Source organism: Methylobacterium mesophilicum (assembly GCF_022179445.1).
Classification (GTDB): domain Bacteria; phylum Pseudomonadota; class Alphaproteobacteria; order Rhizobiales; family Beijerinckiaceae; genus Methylobacterium; species Methylobacterium mesophilicum.
Genome location: NZ_BPQU01000001.1, coordinates 382,984 through 399,062 on the forward strand (window position 1 = coordinate 382,984; position 16,079 = coordinate 399,062).

At 69.8% G+C, this 16,079-nt stretch carries 16 protein-coding genes; 4 read left to right on the forward strand and 12 right to left on the reverse strand.

What is annotated here, in order from left to right; all coding sequences use genetic code 11:
• Positions 1–136 precede the first annotated feature (136 nt).
• From MFF40_RS01960 to MFF40_RS01975, 4 genes are all read right to left on the reverse strand, one after another.
• Positions 137–859 (reverse strand): ABC transporter ATP-binding protein, encoded by a 723-nt coding sequence (locus MFF40_RS01960; RefSeq protein WP_147854576.1) that lies wholly within the window; start codon positions 857–859, stop codon positions 137–139.
• Positions 852–2,906 carry a branched-chain amino acid ABC transporter ATP-binding protein/permease gene (locus tag MFF40_RS01965; RefSeq protein ID WP_147854575.1) on the reverse strand — a complete coding sequence of 685 codons (2,055 nt, stop codon included), beginning with the start codon at positions 2,904–2,906 and terminating at the stop codon, positions 852–854. The genes MFF40_RS01960 and MFF40_RS01965 overlap by 8 nt, the downstream gene beginning before the upstream one ends.
• Before the next feature lie 5 nt (positions 2,907–2,911).
• Positions 2,912–3,784: a branched-chain amino acid ABC transporter permease gene (locus MFF40_RS01970; protein WP_147854574.1), complete on the reverse strand. Its 873-nt coding sequence runs from the start codon at positions 3,782–3,784 to the stop codon at positions 2,912–2,914.
• 84 nt (positions 3,785–3,868) lie between these two features.
• On the reverse strand, positions 3,869–5,086 hold the full coding sequence (locus tag MFF40_RS01975; RefSeq protein WP_147854573.1) for an ABC transporter substrate-binding protein: 1,218 nt from the start codon (positions 5,084–5,086) through the stop codon (positions 3,869–3,871).
• Positions 5,087–5,589: 503 nt separating this feature from the next.
• Here MFF40_RS01975 and MFF40_RS01980 point away from each other — a divergent pair.
• On the forward strand, positions 5,590–7,416 hold the full coding sequence (locus tag MFF40_RS01980; protein ID WP_238259515.1) for an alkaline phosphatase family protein: 1,827 nt from the start codon (positions 5,590–5,592) through the stop codon (positions 7,414–7,416).
• A gap of 117 nt (positions 7,417–7,533) precedes the next feature.
• Here MFF40_RS01980 and MFF40_RS01985 read toward each other — a convergent pair whose 3' ends face one another.
• The 3 genes from MFF40_RS01985 to MFF40_RS01995 form a co-directional block, all read right to left on the reverse strand.
• The gene (locus tag MFF40_RS01985; RefSeq protein ID WP_092039624.1) at positions 7,534–7,830 is read right to left on the reverse strand and encodes a DUF2312 domain-containing protein; all 297 of its coding nucleotides are present in this window, start codon (positions 7,828–7,830) and stop codon (positions 7,534–7,536) included.
• 101 nt (positions 7,831–7,931) lie between these two features.
• Complete coding sequence (locus MFF40_RS01990; RefSeq protein WP_147854571.1) at positions 7,932–8,240, reverse strand: DUF1244 domain-containing protein; 309 nt, start codon at positions 8,238–8,240, stop codon at positions 7,932–7,934.
• 60 nt (positions 8,241–8,300) lie between these two features.
• On the reverse strand, positions 8,301–9,065 hold the full coding sequence (locus tag MFF40_RS01995; RefSeq protein ID WP_147854570.1) for an N-formylglutamate amidohydrolase: 765 nt from the start codon (positions 9,063–9,065) through the stop codon (positions 8,301–8,303).
• A 194-nt stretch (positions 9,066–9,259) separates the two neighbouring features.
• On the opposite strand from MFF40_RS01995, the gene MFF40_RS02000 reads away from it, so the two are divergent.
• From MFF40_RS02000 to pyk, 3 genes are all read left to right on the forward strand, one after another.
• Positions 9,260–10,573, forward strand: coding sequence for a glycerate kinase type-2 family protein (locus MFF40_RS02000; protein ID WP_238259516.1), 1,314 nt, complete (start codon positions 9,260–9,262; stop codon positions 10,571–10,573).
• A complete protein-coding gene (locus tag MFF40_RS02005; RefSeq protein WP_378997295.1) occupies positions 10,539–11,030 on the forward strand; it encodes a DUF1036 domain-containing protein in 492 nt (163 codons plus the stop codon). The genes MFF40_RS02000 and MFF40_RS02005 overlap by 35 nt, the downstream gene beginning before the upstream one ends.
• 119 nt (positions 11,031–11,149) lie before the next feature.
• Positions 11,150–12,586, forward strand: coding sequence for a pyruvate kinase (gene pyk / locus MFF40_RS02010; RefSeq protein WP_147854294.1), 1,437 nt, complete (start codon positions 11,150–11,152; stop codon positions 12,584–12,586).
• A gap of 3 nt (positions 12,587–12,589) precedes the next feature.
• On the opposite strand, the gene MFF40_RS02015 is transcribed toward pyk, so the two are convergent.
• The 5 genes from MFF40_RS02015 to MFF40_RS02035 all read right to left on the reverse strand — a co-directional run bounded on the left by MFF40_RS02015 (position 12,590) and on the right by MFF40_RS02035 (position 16,062).
• Positions 12,590–13,603, reverse strand: a complete 1,014-nt coding sequence (locus tag MFF40_RS02015; RefSeq protein WP_147854293.1) for an alpha/beta fold hydrolase — start codon at positions 13,601–13,603, stop codon at positions 12,590–12,592.
• On the reverse strand, positions 13,600–14,220 hold the full coding sequence (locus MFF40_RS02020; RefSeq protein WP_187277679.1) for a tetratricopeptide repeat protein: 621 nt from the start codon (positions 14,218–14,220) through the stop codon (positions 13,600–13,602). The genes MFF40_RS02015 and MFF40_RS02020 overlap by 4 nt, the downstream gene beginning before the upstream one ends.
• Positions 14,221–14,403: 183 nt before the next feature.
• On the reverse strand, positions 14,404–14,529 hold the full coding sequence (ykgO, locus tag MFF40_RS02025) for a type B 50S ribosomal protein L36 (protein ID WP_003601867.1): 126 nt from the start codon (positions 14,527–14,529) through the stop codon (positions 14,404–14,406).
• Positions 14,530–14,708: 179 nt separating this feature from the next.
• Positions 14,709–15,326, reverse strand: coding sequence for a PAS domain-containing protein (locus MFF40_RS02030; protein ID WP_147854291.1), 618 nt, complete (start codon positions 15,324–15,326; stop codon positions 14,709–14,711).
• 163 nt (positions 15,327–15,489) lie between these two features.
• Positions 15,490–16,062: a YbhB/YbcL family Raf kinase inhibitor-like protein gene (locus tag MFF40_RS02035; protein WP_147854290.1), complete on the reverse strand. Its 573-nt coding sequence runs from the start codon at positions 16,060–16,062 to the stop codon at positions 15,490–15,492.
• Positions 16,063–16,079: the final 17 nt, after the last annotated feature.

The window sequence follows — 16,079 nt, forward strand, 5'->3', positions numbered from 1 at the left end:
CGCCGGGGCTGAGGAAAACCGGCGCGCCGCTATCCGGGACCACCGCGAGGGGGGCAAAAGCCTCCCTGATAGGCTCAGGGGGCGGCCGCCATCGGAGACGATCGCGGCCGTTCCCGTTTTCAGGCCGCCGGCCGGCTCAATGGCCGCCGCCGAGATAGGCCGCGCGTACCGCCGGGTCGCTCTTGAGCTGCGCGGCCGGCCCCTGGAATCGGATGCGTCCGTTCTCAAGAACGTAGGCGTGGTCGGCCACCCCGAGCGCCGCCATGGCGAACTGCTCGACCAGCAGCATCGTCACGCGCTCCTCCTTGAGCTGGCGGATGATGCGGAACACCTCCTCCACCAGCTTGGGCGCCAACCCCATGGACGGCTCGTCCAGCAGAAGGATCTCCGGGCGCAGCATCAGGGCGCGGCCCATGGCCAGCATCTGCTGCTCGCCGCCAGAAAGGGTGCCGGCGAGCTGGGTGCGTCGCTCCTTGAGGCGTGGGAACAGGCTGAAGGCGCGCTCGCGGTCGGCCGCGACATCGCCCTTCGGCCGGGACCCGGTCAGGCGCGGAAAGGCGCCGAGCGTCAGGTTGTCCTCCACCGACAGGGTCGGGAACACCCGGCGGCCCTCCGGCGAATGCGCCAGACCCTCGCGGGCGACATCGTGGCTGTCGAGGCCGCCGATCTCGCGGCCGTTGAGGCGGATCGTGCCGGCGCGCGGGCGGATCATCCCTGAGAGCGCCCGCATGGTCGTGGTCTTGCCGGCGCCGTTGGAGCCGATCAACGTGACCACCTGGCCCTTCGGCACCTGGAACGTGAGTCCGTGCAGGACCTCGATCTGGCCGTAGCCGGCGTGAAGGTCGGCGACCTCAAGCATGGGCGTGCTCCGGGCTGCTGCCGCCCATGTCGTCAGGGGCGCCGAGATAGGCCTCGATCACCTTGGGATCCTGCTGCACCTCGCGGGCGCCGCCCTCGGCGATCTTGTGGCCGAAATCCAGGACGCTGACCCGGTCGCACAGGCCCATGACCACGTCCATGTGGTGCTCGATCAGGATCACCGTGATGCCGGCGTCGCGGATCTTGCGGATGATCGCCACGAGGTCGGCGATGTCGGGCGCGGTGAGGCCGGCGGCCGGCTCGTCGAGCAGCAGGAGCACGGGATCGAGGGCGAGCGCCCGGCCGATCTCCAGCAGGCGCTGCTTGCCGTAGGGCAGGTTGCGCGCCTCCTCCTGGGCGAGGGCGCCGAGCCCCATGAAGTCCAGGATCGACATGGCGCGGGCCCGGGCCTCGCGCTCCTCGCGCCGGCGGCGGGGCGTGCCGAGGATCGCGTCGAAGATCGTGCCCCGGAAGGTGTGGTGCAGGCCAACCAGCACGTTCTCCAGCGCGGTCATCTCGTGGAACAGCTGCACGTTCTGGAAGGTGCGAGCCACCCCCGACAGGGCGATCTCGGAGGGCGTGCGCCCGTCGAGGCGCCGGCCGCCGGCCACCGCCAGCGTCACCGACCCGGCCGTGGGTTTGTAGATGCCGGTGAGCACGTTCATCATCGTGCTCTTGCCCGAGCCGTTCGGCCCGATCAGGCCGTGGATCGTGCCCGGCTTCACGGTCAGGTCGATCCCGGCGAGCGCCTTCAGGCCGCCGAACTGCATCAGCACCTGCTCGACCTTCAGCAGCGCGTCCCCGCCGGCATCGCCGCGCTGGGCGATCAGCGCGGCACCGCCGGCGGCGAGGTCGCGGCCCTCCGCCGTATGGGCCGGCCGCAGCGCCGGGATCTTCTGGCGCAGGAAGCCGACGATGCCGTCCGGCAGGTAGTAGACCACGAACAGGATCATCAGGCCGAAGACCGTCAGGCGGAAATCGGTGACCGATTGCAGCGCCAGGGTCGCCGGCAGGAACAGCACGCACAGCACCACCGGCACCAGGATCGCGTAGCGGTTCGGCTGCTTGCGGAGGAAGGCGAGGGCGCCGACGATCACGGCCGCGGCCGCGATGAGGCCCGCCATGATCCGGACGAGCTCGATATCGGCCAGGATGTTGGGCATCATCACGATGATCGCGGAGCCGATCAGCGGCCCGGAGCGCGACTTGCGCCCGCCCATGGTGACCGCGAGCAGGAACAGCACCGTCAGCTCGAACCCGTAGGAGTTCGGCGCCACGTAGCGCTCGGACCAGGCGAACAACGCGCCGGCCAAGCCGGCCAGCGCCGCCGAGACCACGAAGGCGTAGACCTTATAGCGATAGACGCTGACGCCCATGCAGTCGCAGGCGATCGGCGAGTCGCGCAGCGCCTCGAAGGCCCGGCCGAAGGGCGAGCGCACCACCCGGTTCACCACCAGGATGGTGAGCAGCAGCGCCGCGCAGACGAGATAGTAGAATTCGAGCTTCCGGCCGGCCGCCCCCCAGGGTGCCTGCATGCCGATCAGCGAGAAATCGAGCACCCGGGCCGGCGGCAGGGTGATGCCGAGCGGACCGTTGGTGATCGGCGTCAGCTCGTTGATGAAGATCTGGATGATCGTGCCGAAGGCCAGCGTGACCATCGCCAGATACGGCCCGGTCACCCGCAGGGCCGGGACCGCCAGCAGGACCCCGAAGGCCGCCGTCACGCCGACGCCCGCGACCAGCCCGAGCCAGATGCCGATCTTGAAGTGCAGGAACAGCGTCGCGGCCGCGTAGGCCCCGATGCCGAACAGGCCGGCATGGCCGAGCGAGACCTGGCCGGTATAGCCGACCACGATATCGAGGCCGAGGATCAGGATCGCGTAGATCGCGATCACGGTCAGCAGGTGGATGTAATAGGTGCTCGTGACCACCAGGGGGAACGTCACGAGGGCGACGACCAGCAGCACGGCGCCGACGAGGCCGAGACCGCGGGCGTTCGGGGCCGGCGCGTGATCGGCGGCGGCGGGCGCGAGGGCGGATTGCGCCATGGATGTCAGACCTTCTTGATCACGGCCTTGCCGAACAGGCCGACCGGGCGGATCGAGAGCACAACGAGGAGGAGGATCAGGCCCGGCACGTCCTTGTAGCCGGTCGAGATGTAGAAGCCGGTCAGCGTTTCCGCGACGCCGAGGATCAGGCCGCCGACGATCACGCCGAGGCCGGATTCCAGACCGCCGATGATCGCCACCGCGAACGCCTTCAGGGCCAGCACCGCGCCCATGGTGGCCCCGGTGAGCGTCACCGGAGCCACGAGCACGCCCGCGAAGGCCGCCGTCATGGCGCTGATCGAGTAGGAGAGGGTGATGATCCGCTTGGTGTTGATGCCCATCAGGCCGGCGGCGTCGATGTCGTTGGAGGTGGCCACGACCGCCTTCCCCCAGATCGACTTGCGATTGAAGATCTCGACGCAGAGCATCATCAGCAGCGCGCCGGCGACGATCAGCATCTCCATCGGCAGGACGCGGACGCCGCCGACCTCCACCGCCGCGTCGGGCAGCGGGGAGGGGAACTTCAGGTCGTCCCGGCCCCAGATGTTCTCGGCGAGGTTCCGGAATATGATCCCGAGCGCGATGGTGGCCATGATCCACCCGTACTCGGACTTGATCTTGATCGCCGGACGAACCGCGAGCCGCTCGACCACAGCCCCGAGGGCAAAGCCGAAGACCAGCACCAGCGGGATCATCAGCCAGTAGCCCGTGAACGGCGCCAGCGTCAGCCCGAACAGGGCGCCGAGCGCCAGAGCCTCGCCCTGGCCGAAATTCAGGGTCTTCGAGGTGGCGAAGGTGAGCTGGTAGCCGAACGCGATGGCGGCGTAGATCATGCCGACCGCGACGCCCGAGGCGACGAGCTGAAGGAAGATGGTCATGGAAGGCCGTCTCAGGAACGGGCGGCGGGAGCGGTGACGGCAGCCTGCCCCGGGCGGCGCCCGGGGCAGGCGATCACGAGGCGATCAGTTCGAGGACTTTTCCTTGACGCGGACCACGCCGGCGTTCTTGGCGTCTTCCGGCTTGGCGTAGACGATCTTGCCGTCCTGGACTTTGCCGAACACGACCATGTTGCGCGAGATCGCGTTGTGGTCCTTGGCGGTGAACGGGTGATCGTAGGTGGTCACCACGCCCTCGACCTTGGTGTTCAGGCCTTCGAGGGCTTCGCGGATCTTCGGACCGTTGGTCGAGCCCGCCTGCTTGATCGCCGCGGCGATCAGGTAGACCGAATCGTAGCCCTGGGCGCCGGCCACCGGGGTCGGAATCTTGGTCACGCCGTAGGTCTTGTAGTAATCGTCGAGGAAGGACGCGCGCTTGGCCAGCGTCTTATCCTCGATGAAGGTCTGCGGCATGATCACGCCGTTGCCGTTGGTGCCGGCGATATCGATGAAGCTCTGCATCGAGGCCGGCCAGGACGCGATGATCGGCACCTTCCAGCCGAGTTTGGCCATGCCGTTGGCGACCTGGGCCAGCTCCGGGCCGATGCCGTAGGCCAGGATCACGTCGGCGCCGGCCTGCTGCGACTTCAGCAGCTGGGCCGTCATGTCGACGTCCTTGATGTTGAACTTCTCGACCGCGACCGGCTTCACGCCCTTGGTCGCCAGGTACTTCTCGATGTCCTCGCGGCCGAGCTGACCGTAATTGGTCGAGTCCGCGAGGATCGCGATCTTCTTGTAGTTCTGCGCCAGCGCCTCATCGACCATCATGCCGGCCTGCAGCACGTCGTAGGCCGAGTTCCGGAAGACGTAGTTCACGTCGTAATCCGGCTCCTTGAACTGGTTGGTGATGACCGTGCCGGTGGCGACGTTGTTGAACACCGGGATCTCGGCTTCCTGGTAGAAGCGCTGGGCCGCAAGCGCCACGCCGGTGTTGATGAAGCCCACCGTGGCGACGACCTTCTCCTTGTTGATCAACTCCTGCGCGACCTGGGCGCCGACCTCGTTCTTGGCCTCGTCGTCGCGCTCGATCAGCTGAATCTGGCGGCCGAGGACGCCACCGTTCTTGTTGATCTCGGCGGCGGCGAGCTTGGCGCCGTCGCGCATCGAGACGCCCATCGAGGAGGAGCCACCCGTATAGGGACCGGTAAGCCCGATCTTGATCGGGTCGGCAGCCTGGGCCGGCGCCAGCCCGAGCGCGGTGGCGCCGAGCAGGGCGGCCACTAGAGAGCGTTTCGTCAGGATCATCGTTTCCTCTCCCAAGCGCGTCCCGGGCCGCGTCCGCATCGGCGCATCCCGGTCTGGCGTGTCGATCGTGTTGGATTCGCTGCGCGCCTGCAGTCCACGGGCCGGGTAAGACCGCGTCTCAAGAGCGTTCAAGCGTCCGCTGGCTGCCCTTCAATGTGGCATACCGGATGCGGTTACTCACTCTTTCAGGAAAGAACTCGCTACCGTCAAGGTCTCGGTGACGGCGTTACGCGACGCCGGACGTTGTCTGTGGAAGAAACCTGGTCCTCAGCATTCATCCTCCGGTTCCTCCGTGTGGAAGGATCGGACCGGCTCGGATTAAGACCGGGCGCTCTACGTGTTTCCGGCGATCTTCGGCTCCGCGACTGCCCTATCCGCGAGTCTCCGAACCCCCAATCGGATGCAATACCCCCGAACCGGGACGCCGCCGCCGGGCCAGCGGCTGTCATGGCGCTGTGATGTTCCCCGGCCACGCCGCTGCCCGGTTCGGTCGGAGATTCGTCATGCGTCGCGTCATCGTTGCAGGCCTCGTGGGGTTGTGCGCCTCGGGGGGCGCCCAGGCCGAGATGCGGCCCCACAACGTCATCCTGTTCGTGGCCGACGGTTTGCGGGCCGGGATGGTGAACCCGCAGAACACCCCGGCCATGGACCGGCTGATGAAGACCGGCGTGCGCTTCACCAATTCGCACTCCCTGTTTCCGACCTTCACGATGCCGAACGCCACCGCGATGGCGACCGGCCACATGCTCGGCGATACCGGCCAGTTCGGGAACACGATCTACACCGCCTTCCCGGTGCCCGGCGCCGGCGACAGCCTGACCCCGTTCCTGGAGAGCGACCCCGTGCTTGGCGACGTCGACGAGCATTTCGCCGGCAATTACCTCAACGAGGAGACGATCCTGGAGGCCGCCCGCGCCAAAGGGTTCTCCACCGCCAGCATCGGCAAGCTCGGACCGTCCCTGGTCTTCGATCACACCGAGCGCTCCGGCCAGTCCAACATCCACATCGACGACAGCACCGGCCGGGCCGGCGGCATCCCGCTCGGCGACGCGGTCCGCGCCCGGCTCAAGGAGGTCAACCTGCCGGAACAGACTCCGACCCGCGGCGCCAACGGCCAGGCCGGCACCGCCGAGAAGCCCGGCACGCTGGCCGCCAATGTCGAGCAGCAGGCCTATTTCACCGCGGTCGCCACCAAGGCGGTGCTGCCGCTGTTCAAGGCCCGGCAGAAGCCGTTCGTGCTGGTATTCTGGTCGCGCGATCCCGACGGGACGCAGCACAACCAGGGAGACAGTCTCGGGCGGCTGGTGCCGGGCATCAACGGGCCGACCAGCCTGGCCGCCATCCACAACGCCGACGACAACCTCGCCGCCCTCCAGGCCGCCCTGCGCGAGCAGGGACTGGCCGAGACGACCGACCTCGTCCTGACCTCGGATCACGGCTTCTCAACGATCTCGAAGGAGAGCGCCTCGAGTTTCGCCGCCGGGCAATCCTACAAAGGCGTGCCGGCCCGGCAGCTGCCCCCGGGCTTCCTCGCCATCGACCTGGCGCACGACCTCGGCCTGACGCTGTTCGATCCTGACGCCAAGGGCGTCACGGTGGAGGCCGGGACCTTTCCGAGCCGCGCCAACGGCCTGATCGGCGCCGATCCGGCCAAGCCCGACGTGGTGGTGGCGGCCAATGGCGGCTCGGACCTCGTCTACGTTCCGAACGGCGACACCGCGCTCGCCCGGAAGGTCGTCCAGGCGCTGTCCCGCCAGGATTACGTCAGCGGCCTGTTCGTCAGCGACGCGCTCGGCGCCATCCCCGGGACCCTGCCGCTCTCGGCCATCGCCCTCGACGGCTCGGCCCTGACCCCGATGCCCGCGATCGTGGTGAACTTCCGCAGCTTCTCCACTGGCTGCGCCGATCCCACCACCTGCGGCGTCGAGGTGTCGGACACCACGCTTCAGCAGGGCCAGGGCATGCACGGAAGCTTCGCGCGCTCCGACACCCGCAACGTCATGGGCGCGGTCGGCCCGAGCTTCCGCGGCGGCGTGGAGAGCGACATCCCGGCGAGCAATGCCGACCTCGGCAAAACCATCGCGCGGATCCTGGATCTCGACATCCCCGCCAAGGGCAAGCTCGTCGGCCGCGTGCTGACGGAGGCGATGGTGAACGGCGCGCGGCCGGCGGCCCAGACGCATATCCGCCGCTCGGATCCGGACGCCGCCGGCATCGTGACGGTGCTGAACTACCAGACGGTCGGCGAGACCCGGTATTTCGACGCGGCCGGACATCCGGGCCGGACGCTGGGCCTGGTCGAGGAAGAGCATGCCGCCGGGGGGCACTGACCTCCGCCCGAAGCTCCCACCCACTAAGCGAAGGGCCGCACCCGGTGGGGTACGGCCCTGTTCGATTCCGATCTCGCTCCGGCCGCCGAACCTGGTGCCGGCTCCGCAGCGGAAGTCCTACGCCATGCCCAGCGCCTGCATGTAGAGTTCGAGGATCGCCTCCTGCTCCTGGCGCTCGCTATGATCCTGCTTGCGGATCCGGATGATCGTGCGCACCGCCTTCGCGTCGAAGCCCCGGCCCTTCAATTCGGCGAACACCTCCTTGATGTCGCCCATGATGCCGGCCTTCTCTTCCTCCAGGCGCTCCAGGCGCTCGATGAACTGCTTCAGCTCGTCGGCGGCCACGCCCTCGGACGACGAGACGTCGCCGCCGGGCCGTTGGGCTGTTGCGGTGGGCATCGAATGGGCGTTCATGGGGCTCTCCGGGATGCGCGGCGCGGTTGCGCCCTGGACCGGTGGTTAACGGGCCGAACTTACCGGAAGCTTAGCCGATTCTCGCCGCCCCTCTCGCCCGGTCAGTGATCCTTGGCCTGCGAAGCCGAAAAACCCGCCTGCTGCTCGGGGCTCGCCTCGGTCTGGTGCTTCGCCTTCCAGTCGGCGTAGGGCATTCCATAGACGGCCTCGCGGCTCTCGTCCTTGGTGAGCGGCACACCTCTCTCGTCGGCGGCATCCTTGAGCCAGTTCGACAGGCAGTTCCGGCAGAAGCCCGCCAGGTTCATCAGGTCGATGTTCTGCACGTCTGTGCGGTTGCGCAGGTGCGACACGAGCCGGCGGAACACTGCGGCTTCGAGTTCGGTCTGGGTCTGCGGGTCGATCTCAGGCATCGTGGAAACGCTTTCGGCTGAGGGTTGTCGGCACGCATCTCGGGATCGGCCGCGTCCCGATCAAGCCGCGATGAGCGGCCGCAGGATGCGGGCGAAGCGCTCGGCCCATTCCTCCTGCCCGGCCTCGCCCGCGATGAGGTCCTGGCGGATCTCCACCAGCGCGTTGGCCAAGCCGCGGGCGGTGGCGTGGCGGTCGATCGTATCGCCCGGCAGGCCGCCGCCATAGGGCTGGTTGTCGCCCACCGTAAGCCCGGCCGGATCGGCCGCGAGCGCTTCGATCAGCGGCCGGGCGAGGCGCTCGTCCCGGTCGTACAGGATGCCGACCTGCCAGGGCCGCGCGATGCCGCGCCAGTAGGGCGTGAAGCTGTGCATGGTCAGGATCGCCGGCGGACGCCCGGCCGCCTGGGCCGCCGCGATCGCCGCGTCGATGGCGGCATCGAACGGCGCGTAGAAGCGCGCGATCCGGGCCTGCTTGCCGGCCTCGTCGATGCGGGCATTGCCCGGCACCACGGCGCCATCGGACAGGCGCATCACCAGGGTCGGGTCGGCCCGGCCGCGGTTCGGGTCGATGATCAGGCGCGAGAAGTTCGTCAGGACCGCCGGCACGTTCAACCGGGCCGCGAGCCCGCGCGTCACCGCCGCGGCGCCGATATCGTACGCGATGTGGCGCGCGAACTCGGGTTCCGGCACGCCGAGCTCGATGTCCGGGGGCACGAAGTTCGACGCATGATCGCACGCGATGATGAGCCCGCAGGCGGGATCGCCGGGGAGGATTTCGCACGGATGCGGGGCGTGGGCGCGCGATTCAGTCTCCGGACGGGTCACGGGGCTCCGAGGGTTGGATCTGTGGGACGGCACCGATCGCGCTTGCCGTGGGGCGGCGGCTCGGGCAGATCACCTGACGAGGCCAGATGCCTACCAAACAACGTGCGCTCACGGCAAGAAACGGGCCCGCCGTCCACCAATGAATGGGCGGGGATCGCACGCAAGAACATCCTGTGAGGAGCCCGTCCGACGCCATGTCCGAAACCGTCCCGCCCAACGCCGCCCCCGCCGCGCAGCGCGCCCTCCTCGAAGCGTTCCTGACCGCCGGCATCCGCGCCGCCCATCCGGACCTGTGCCTGCCCGCGCACCTGCCGGAACCGAGCCCCGGACGCCTGATCATCCTGGCGGCCGGCAAGGCGGCCGGCAGCATGAGCGCGGTGGCCAGCCGGTTCTACCGGCAGAAGCACGGGCTCGGTGACGACCGCATCGTCGGCCTCGCGGTGGCGCGGCACGGCTACGGACAGGACGCTCCGGGCATCCACATGGTCGAGGCGGGGCACCCGGTCCCCGACGAGGCCGGCATCGCCGCGACCCAGGAGGCCCTGCGGCTCGCCACCGAGGCCGGCCCGGACGACGAGGTGCTGGTGCTCCTGTCCGGCGGCGGCTCCGCCAACTGGATCGCGCCGGCCGGGGACATGACCCTGGCCGAGAAGCAGGCGATCACCCGGGCGATGCTCCGCTCCGGCGCCCCGATCGGCGAGATCAACACCGTCCGCAAGCACATCTCGCGGATCAAAGGCGGCCGGCTCGCCATGGCCGCCCGCAACGCCCGGCGGATCCTGACGCTCGCCATCTCGGACGTGCCGTTCGACGATCCGGCGGTGATCGCCTCGGGCCCGACCGTGCCCGATCCCTCGACCCTGGCGGATGCCCGCGCCATCTGCGAGCGCCGGGGCATCCCGCTGCCGGAGACGGCCGTCCGGCTCCTGAACGACCCGAACAACGAAACCCCCAAGGCCGGAGATCCCGCCTTCGCCCGGGCCGAGTACCGCATCATCGCCCGGCCGATCGACGCCCTGGAGGCGGCCGCCCAGGCGGCCCGGGACGCGGGCTACGAGCCGATCATGCTGGGCGCCGACCTCGAAGGCGAGGCCCGGGAGGTCGCGGCCGTGCACGCGAGCGAGGCCAAGCGCTACAAGGCGGCCGGGCAGCGCGTCGCGCTGATCTCGGGGGGTGAACTCACCGTCACCATCCGGGGCGAGGGCCATGGCGGCCCGAACCAGGAATACGCCCTGGCCCTGGCCGTGGCCCTCGACGGTGAGCCCGGCATCTCCGGGATCAGTGCCGACACCGACGGCACCGACGGCGGGCGCGGCCTCGCCACCGATCCGGCCGGCGGCCTGGTCGACCCGACGACCCTCGAGCGCGCCCGCGCCGCCGGCCTCGACCCGGCCGCGATGCTGGAGCAGAACGATTCGACCGCGTTCTTCGCGGCCCTTGGCGACCTCGTGAACCCCGGTCCGACGCGTACCAATGTCAACGATTGCCGCATCATCCTCGTCGGGTAGGTCTTTGAGGGGGGCGACCGGTTCGCCGGCCGCCGTGCCGGTGATCCTGGGGCTCGGCATCGCGCTCTTCGGCGCCGGCCCCGCGAAGGCCGACCTGCGTCTGTGCAACCAGACCGCCAGCAAGGTCGGCATCTCGCTCGGTTACCGGGACCCGCAGGGCTGGGTCACGGAGGGCTGGTGGGACCTGGCCCCGAAAGCCTGCGAGACGCTCCTGAAGGGGGCGCTGGCGGCGCGGTTCTATTACGTGTTCGCGGTCGACTACACCCGCGGCGGCGAGTGGAGCGGGCGCTCGCTGATGTGCACCCGCGACTCGGAGTTCACGATCCGCGGGGTCGAGGATTGCCTGGCTCGCGGCTACGACCGGAACGGCTTCTTCGAGGTCGATACGGGCGAGCAGAAGAGCTGGACGATCCAGCTCACCGATCCCAACCGGGCGGACGCGCCGGCCAAGCCTTGAGGATGCCGTCGCGCCCTTGACGCTGCCCCGGGCGGGATGCCTACACCCGCACCCAACGAACCGACGCCGTCCGGGGCCGACCCCGAGACGAGCGCTGCGGAATACCCGGAGGATCCAGCTTGAAACGCTCGCGCCGTACAAAGATCGTCGCCACCCTCGGGCCGGCCTCGGACTCGCCGGAGATGATCGAACGCCTGTTCCGGGCGGGCGTGGACGTGTTCCGGCTCAACATGAGCCACCTGCCGCGCGAGAAGCTGCCCGAGAAGGTCGAGGTGATCCGCGCGATCGAGCGCGAGGCCAAGCACCCGATCGGCATCCTGGTCGACCTGCAGGGTCCCAAGCTCCGGCTCGGCACCTTCGCGGAGGGCGCCGTGATGATCGAGACCGGCGCGACTTTCGTGCTCGACGGAGACCCCACGCCCGGCGATGCCAGCCGCTGCCACCTGCCGCATCCGGAGATCCTGGAGGCCCTGGAAGCCGGCCACGCGATCCTGCTCGACGACGGCAAGCTACGGCTGACCGTGCTGGAGACCTCGGAGAACCGGGCCGTCACCCGGGTCGAGGTCGGCGGGAAGATCTCGAACCGCAAGGGCGTGTCGCTGCCCCACACGGTGATCCCGGTGCCGGCGATGACCGAGAAGGACCGGGCCGACCTCGATGCCGGCCTCAACGCCGGGGCCGACTGGATCGCCGTCTCCTTCGTCCAGCGGCCCGAGGACGTGGCCGAGGTCAAGAAGGTCTGCGCCGGGCGTGCCCTGGTGATGGCCAAGATCGAGAAGCCGCAGGCCCTGACCCGGCTCGACGAGATCATCGAGATCTCGGACGGCCTGATGGTCGCCCGCGGCGATCTTGGCGTGGAGATGCCGCTGGAGCAGGTGCCCGGCGTGCAGAAGCGGATCACCCGCAGCGCCCGGCGCTTCGGCAAACCCGTGGTGGTGGCGACCCAGATGCTCGAATCGATGATCACGGCGCCGGTCCCGACCCGCGCCGAGGTCTCGGACGTGGCCACCGCGGTCTACGAGGGCGCGGACGCCGTGATGCTGTCCGCCGAAAGCGCTTCCGGCGCGTTCCCGGTTGGGGCCGTGGAGACCATGAACCGCATCGCCGAGCAGGTGGAGCGCGACTCGGTCTACTGGTCGATCATCCGGGCGCAGAGCGCGACGCCGGACGAGACCGCCGCCGACGCGATCGCGGCGGCCGCCCACCAGATGGTGGACGCGCTCAACCTCGACGCGATCATGGCCTGGACCAATTCGGGCTCGACGGCCCTGCGGCTGTCGCGCGAGCGCCCGAACGCCACGGTCATCGCCCTCACGCCCCGGCGGGAGACCGCCCGGCGCCTGGCGCTCGCCTGGGGCACACACCCGATCGTCACGAAGGATGCCAGCGACGTGGACGACATGTCGTTCCGCGCCGCCAAGTTCGCCGTGCGCGAAAAATTCGCCGCGGTGGGGGACCGGGTCATCGTGGTGGCGGGCCTGCCGTTCGGCACCCCCGGGGCCACGAACCTCGTGCGGCTCACCTTCATCACCCGGGAGCACGCCGAGAAGGCGTGAGACCTAATCCTTGAGCAGCGGTGCAGCCTCGCGCCGTTGCTCGCTCGCGAACCGGACGATCTCATCGGTCACGCGCTCCGCCGCCACGAAGTGGAGCATGTGACCGATCCCGGGCAGCAGCACGAGCCGGGCCCCGGGAATCGCCTTCGCCAGCGGCACCGCCTGGCTCTCGCTGCGGACGATCGGGTCCGCATCGCCGGAGATCACCAGGGTCGGGACGCGCAGGTCTCCGTAGCGAGGGCCCTGCGCCGCGAGCGCGGCTGGCAGGCCGACGAGATCCTGGACGTTGGCGAGCAGCGTCCCGGGTCTCAGCACGAGGGAGGCCCGGACCAGCTCCGGGTATCCGGGTGTCTCCGTCTGGGGCAGGAAGACCCGCTTGGCCGTTTCGGGAAGAAAATATTGGGCGGCCGGCGGCCCGATCGTGCGGCTGAGAAGCCAGGCCACGGGCGGCTTGATGGCCAGACGCCAGTACCAGGGCAGGACCAGCATCCGCGACGGCATCGGCATCGCGACCGGTGCGGCCAGGACGAGGCCCGAGACCTGCGCCGGATGGTCGAGGGCGAGCGCCAGGGCCAGGGCGCCGGCCCAGGAATGCCCGAACACCAGCGCCGGGCCGACGCCCATCCGGTCGAGCGCCTCCGCGATGATCCGGGCCTGGATCGCGGGCGCCGCCGCCTCGCCGCCGTCGATCCGGTCGCTCCACCCGAAGCCCGGCCGGTCGAAGGCGATCACCCGATAGCCAGCCGCCGCGAGCCGGCGGCCGATGCCCTCCATCGGATCGGACGCGTTGGCCGAGGCGCCGTGCAGCAGAACCACCGGCCGGCCGTTCGCCGGACCGGCCTGGATCGTCGCCAGACGCCCACTGGCGACCTCGACGAAGGGTCCCGCGGGCGGATTCGCGGCCCCGATCTTCAGGTCGATCACGAGGCTCGCGACCGCGCCCAGGCCGAGAACCAGACCCAGGACCGCGAAGGGGAGGGCGAGGAGCGTGAGGAGCAGTCCGGCCACGCGGCTCACAGGTCGCGGCCGTCAACCTCCGGGGCCAGGCGGTCGACCGCCTCGCCGATCTTCTCCATCTTCGGATAGAGCGCCCGCGCCCGGCGAAAGGCTGCGAGAGCCCGGGCCTTGTCATCGAGGGATTCGTAGATCCGGCCCATGGCGGCCCAGGCCTCGAAATGGCGCGGCTCCAGCACCAGGGCCCGGCGCAGGTCGGCGATGGCGTCGTCCTTGTCGGTCAGGAGCCAGAACACCGTGGCGCGGCGGTTCCACCCCTCCGACCAGTTCGGCTCCAGGGCGGTGACCCGGTCCATCAGCTCGGCCGCCAGGGGGAAGTCGTGGGCCGAGACGGCCTGTCGGGCGCGATCGGTGAGCAGGTCCGCGGTCGGGCTGCCGGACGCGTCGAGACGGCGCTCGATGAGCTTCGCGATGCCCTTCGCCTCGGCCGGATCCTCGCTGGCGCGCAGGCGAGCGAACAGGTCGTCGAGGCTGACCGGCTTCGGCGCCGGCTTGGCCTCGGGCGCCGACTTGACCTCCGGCGCGGCACGGCCGGGCCGTATCGTATCGGGGGCTGCGGCGGCGGGCGCCACGGCCAGAACCGGCAGGCAGACCAGGGCGGCGATGAAGCGTGTCGGCATGATGTCGGCAGAGTGTGCGCCGGTATCGCGCTCGTCAACGTGCCGCGGTGCCGCGCACGCGAAAGCAGCCGCGGCCCGGCCGGGCGCGGCTGCTTTCGCTTGACGACATCCAACTTCCCGAACGACCGGTCGCGGCCCGCCGGGAAGTCGCTCCGATGCCCGGCCGGAGCCGGGCAGACGGCCTCAGCCCTGGCGGGCCTTGAAGCGCTTCTGGGTCTTGTTGATCACGTAGACCCGGCCCTTGCGGCGCACGAGCTGGTTGTCGCGGTGACGGCCGCGCAGGGACTTGAGGGAATTACGGATCTTCATCGGTTTCTCGAGCCCGGGTGGGGCCGTCCATTCACGGGGGATCGGGAACGTGTCAGCGAGGCGGGACGCGGGGTCGCGTCCAGCGATCACGGGGCACGCATCGCGGGATGGCGCCGCCATATCAGGATTCGCCACCGCAAGGCAAGGCGTAGCAGGCACGGCGTCGCAGGCGCGGTGCCTCAGTGGACGCTGTCGGTCGCCAGGACGGCGGGGCTTTCGACCAGCTGGCGCCCGATCTCGTGCAGCAGCGCGTCCATCAGGGGCTTCAGCCGCTCGAAATCCGACTCGCCCAGGCCCTCGGCCACATTGAACAGCGCCAGCGCCAGCTCGGCGACCCGGTCGATCCCGCCCCCGGGGGCATCGATCGCGCAGAAGGTGGATTCATCGAGGAAGCCGTCGCGGCTGCTTTCGGTCACGTCGATGACGATGCCGCGGGCCTCGCTGACGATCCCGTCCGGGCTCGTCACGAAGCGGCCGCGCGCCAGGACCCAGCGGACGTCGTCAGGCGCCAGCACTGTGCGGTACTGGGCGACGTAGAGCCCGCCATGACGCTGGAGGTTCTTCACGATGGCGCCGACCCGCTGCCGGTCCTGCGGATGGACGCGATCGAAGAACAGCGCGTAGGTCGTGCCGTGGCCCGTGGCCGAGCGGGGGATGCCGAGCATCGTCGCGGCGACGGAATCGCAGCGCACGACATCGTCGGCGATCCGCCACTCCCAGGTCCCGACATTCGACGCCGCGAGGGCGCGGGCGACGATGTCCGTGTCCTGCCGCCGCGCGCGCGCATCCAAGCCCACCGATCACGCTACGAAACAGAGAGGAAGTCCACGTCCGCGCACGCGGTAGAAGTCCTTGTCCGCGCTCGCTGTATCTGGTCGACTCACTAGCCCGGCGCACCGGCCGGCACAACGCAAACGAACCCGCGGGCCTGTCCAATCCCCGCCCATCGGTCGGGCCGGTTCAGGGGCGGGCATAGCCGCCCGCGAGCTGGCCCTTGCCGACAACCCGCCCGCGCATCGCGTCCAGCAAAGCGCCCCGGCCGGGGCTGTCGGGCAGGTCCAGCGCGCTCTCGACGGCGTAGATCTGGAACAGGTAGGCGTGGCGTCCATGGCCGCTCGGCGGATCGGGCGGCAGCCATGCCGGCCGCAGGAAGCTGTTCTTCCCGAGGCTCATGCGGGCCCCCGGCCGGTCGGGGCTCGCCAGCGCCCCCTCGTCGAGGCTGTCGTCGGAGGGCGGAACATTCCACACGATCAGGTGAACGAGCGGCTGCGGCGTGGGGCTGCCGGCATCCTCGACCAGCAGGACGAGCGTGCCGGTCCCCTCGGGCACGCCGCTCCAGGCCAGGGACGGCGAGAGGCCAGGCCCATCCGCGGTGAAGCGTGCGGGAATCTCGGCACCGTCCGCGAAGGCGGGGCTCGACAGCGTCAGCGTCTCCGGGACGTCGGCGAAATCCGCGTGGTAGGCGGTCTTCTCCATCCCGGCCTTCAGGCCGGACAGGGCCGCGCCGAGCGCGTGGGGAATCTTCTCGAGCATGGTTCGGGTCTCCGCTG

Coding starts and splice junctions, on each gene's coding strand:
- MFF40_RS01960 (WP_147854576.1), bottom strand. CDS start 859: ATGCTTGAGGTCGCCGACCTTCACGCCGGCTACGGCCAGATCGAGGTC.
- MFF40_RS01965 (WP_147854575.1), bottom strand. CDS start 2,906: ATGGCGCAATCCGCCCTCGCGCCCGCCGCCGCCGATCACGCGCCGGCC.
- MFF40_RS01970 (WP_147854574.1), bottom strand. CDS start 3,784: ATGACCATCTTCCTTCAGCTCGTCGCCTCGGGCGTCGCGGTCGGCATG.
- MFF40_RS01975 (WP_147854573.1), bottom strand. CDS start 5,086: ATGATCCTGACGAAACGCTCTCTAGTGGCCGCCCTGCTCGGCGCCACC.
- MFF40_RS01980 (WP_238259515.1), top strand. CDS start 5,590: ATGCGTCGCGTCATCGTTGCAGGCCTCGTGGGGTTGTGCGCCTCGGGG.
- MFF40_RS01985 (WP_092039624.1), bottom strand. CDS start 7,830: ATGAACGCCCATTCGATGCCCACCGCAACAGCCCAACGGCCCGGCGGC.
- MFF40_RS01990 (WP_147854571.1), bottom strand. CDS start 8,240: ATGCCTGAGATCGACCCGCAGACCCAGACCGAACTCGAAGCCGCAGTG.
- MFF40_RS02000 (WP_238259516.1), top strand. CDS start 9,260: ATGTCCGAAACCGTCCCGCCCAACGCCGCCCCCGCCGCGCAGCGCGCC.
- MFF40_RS02005 (WP_378997295.1), top strand. CDS start 10,539: ATGTCAACGATTGCCGCATCATCCTCGTCGGGTAGGTCTTTGAGGGGG.
- MFF40_RS02020 (WP_187277679.1), bottom strand. CDS start 14,220: ATGCCGACACGCTTCATCGCCGCCCTGGTCTGCCTGCCGGTTCTGGCC.
- ykgO (WP_003601867.1), bottom strand. CDS start 14,529: ATGAAGATCCGTAATTCCCTCAAGTCCCTGCGCGGCCGTCACCGCGAC.
- MFF40_RS02035 (WP_147854290.1), bottom strand. CDS start 16,062: ATGCTCGAGAAGATTCCCCACGCGCTCGGCGCGGCCCTGTCCGGCCTG.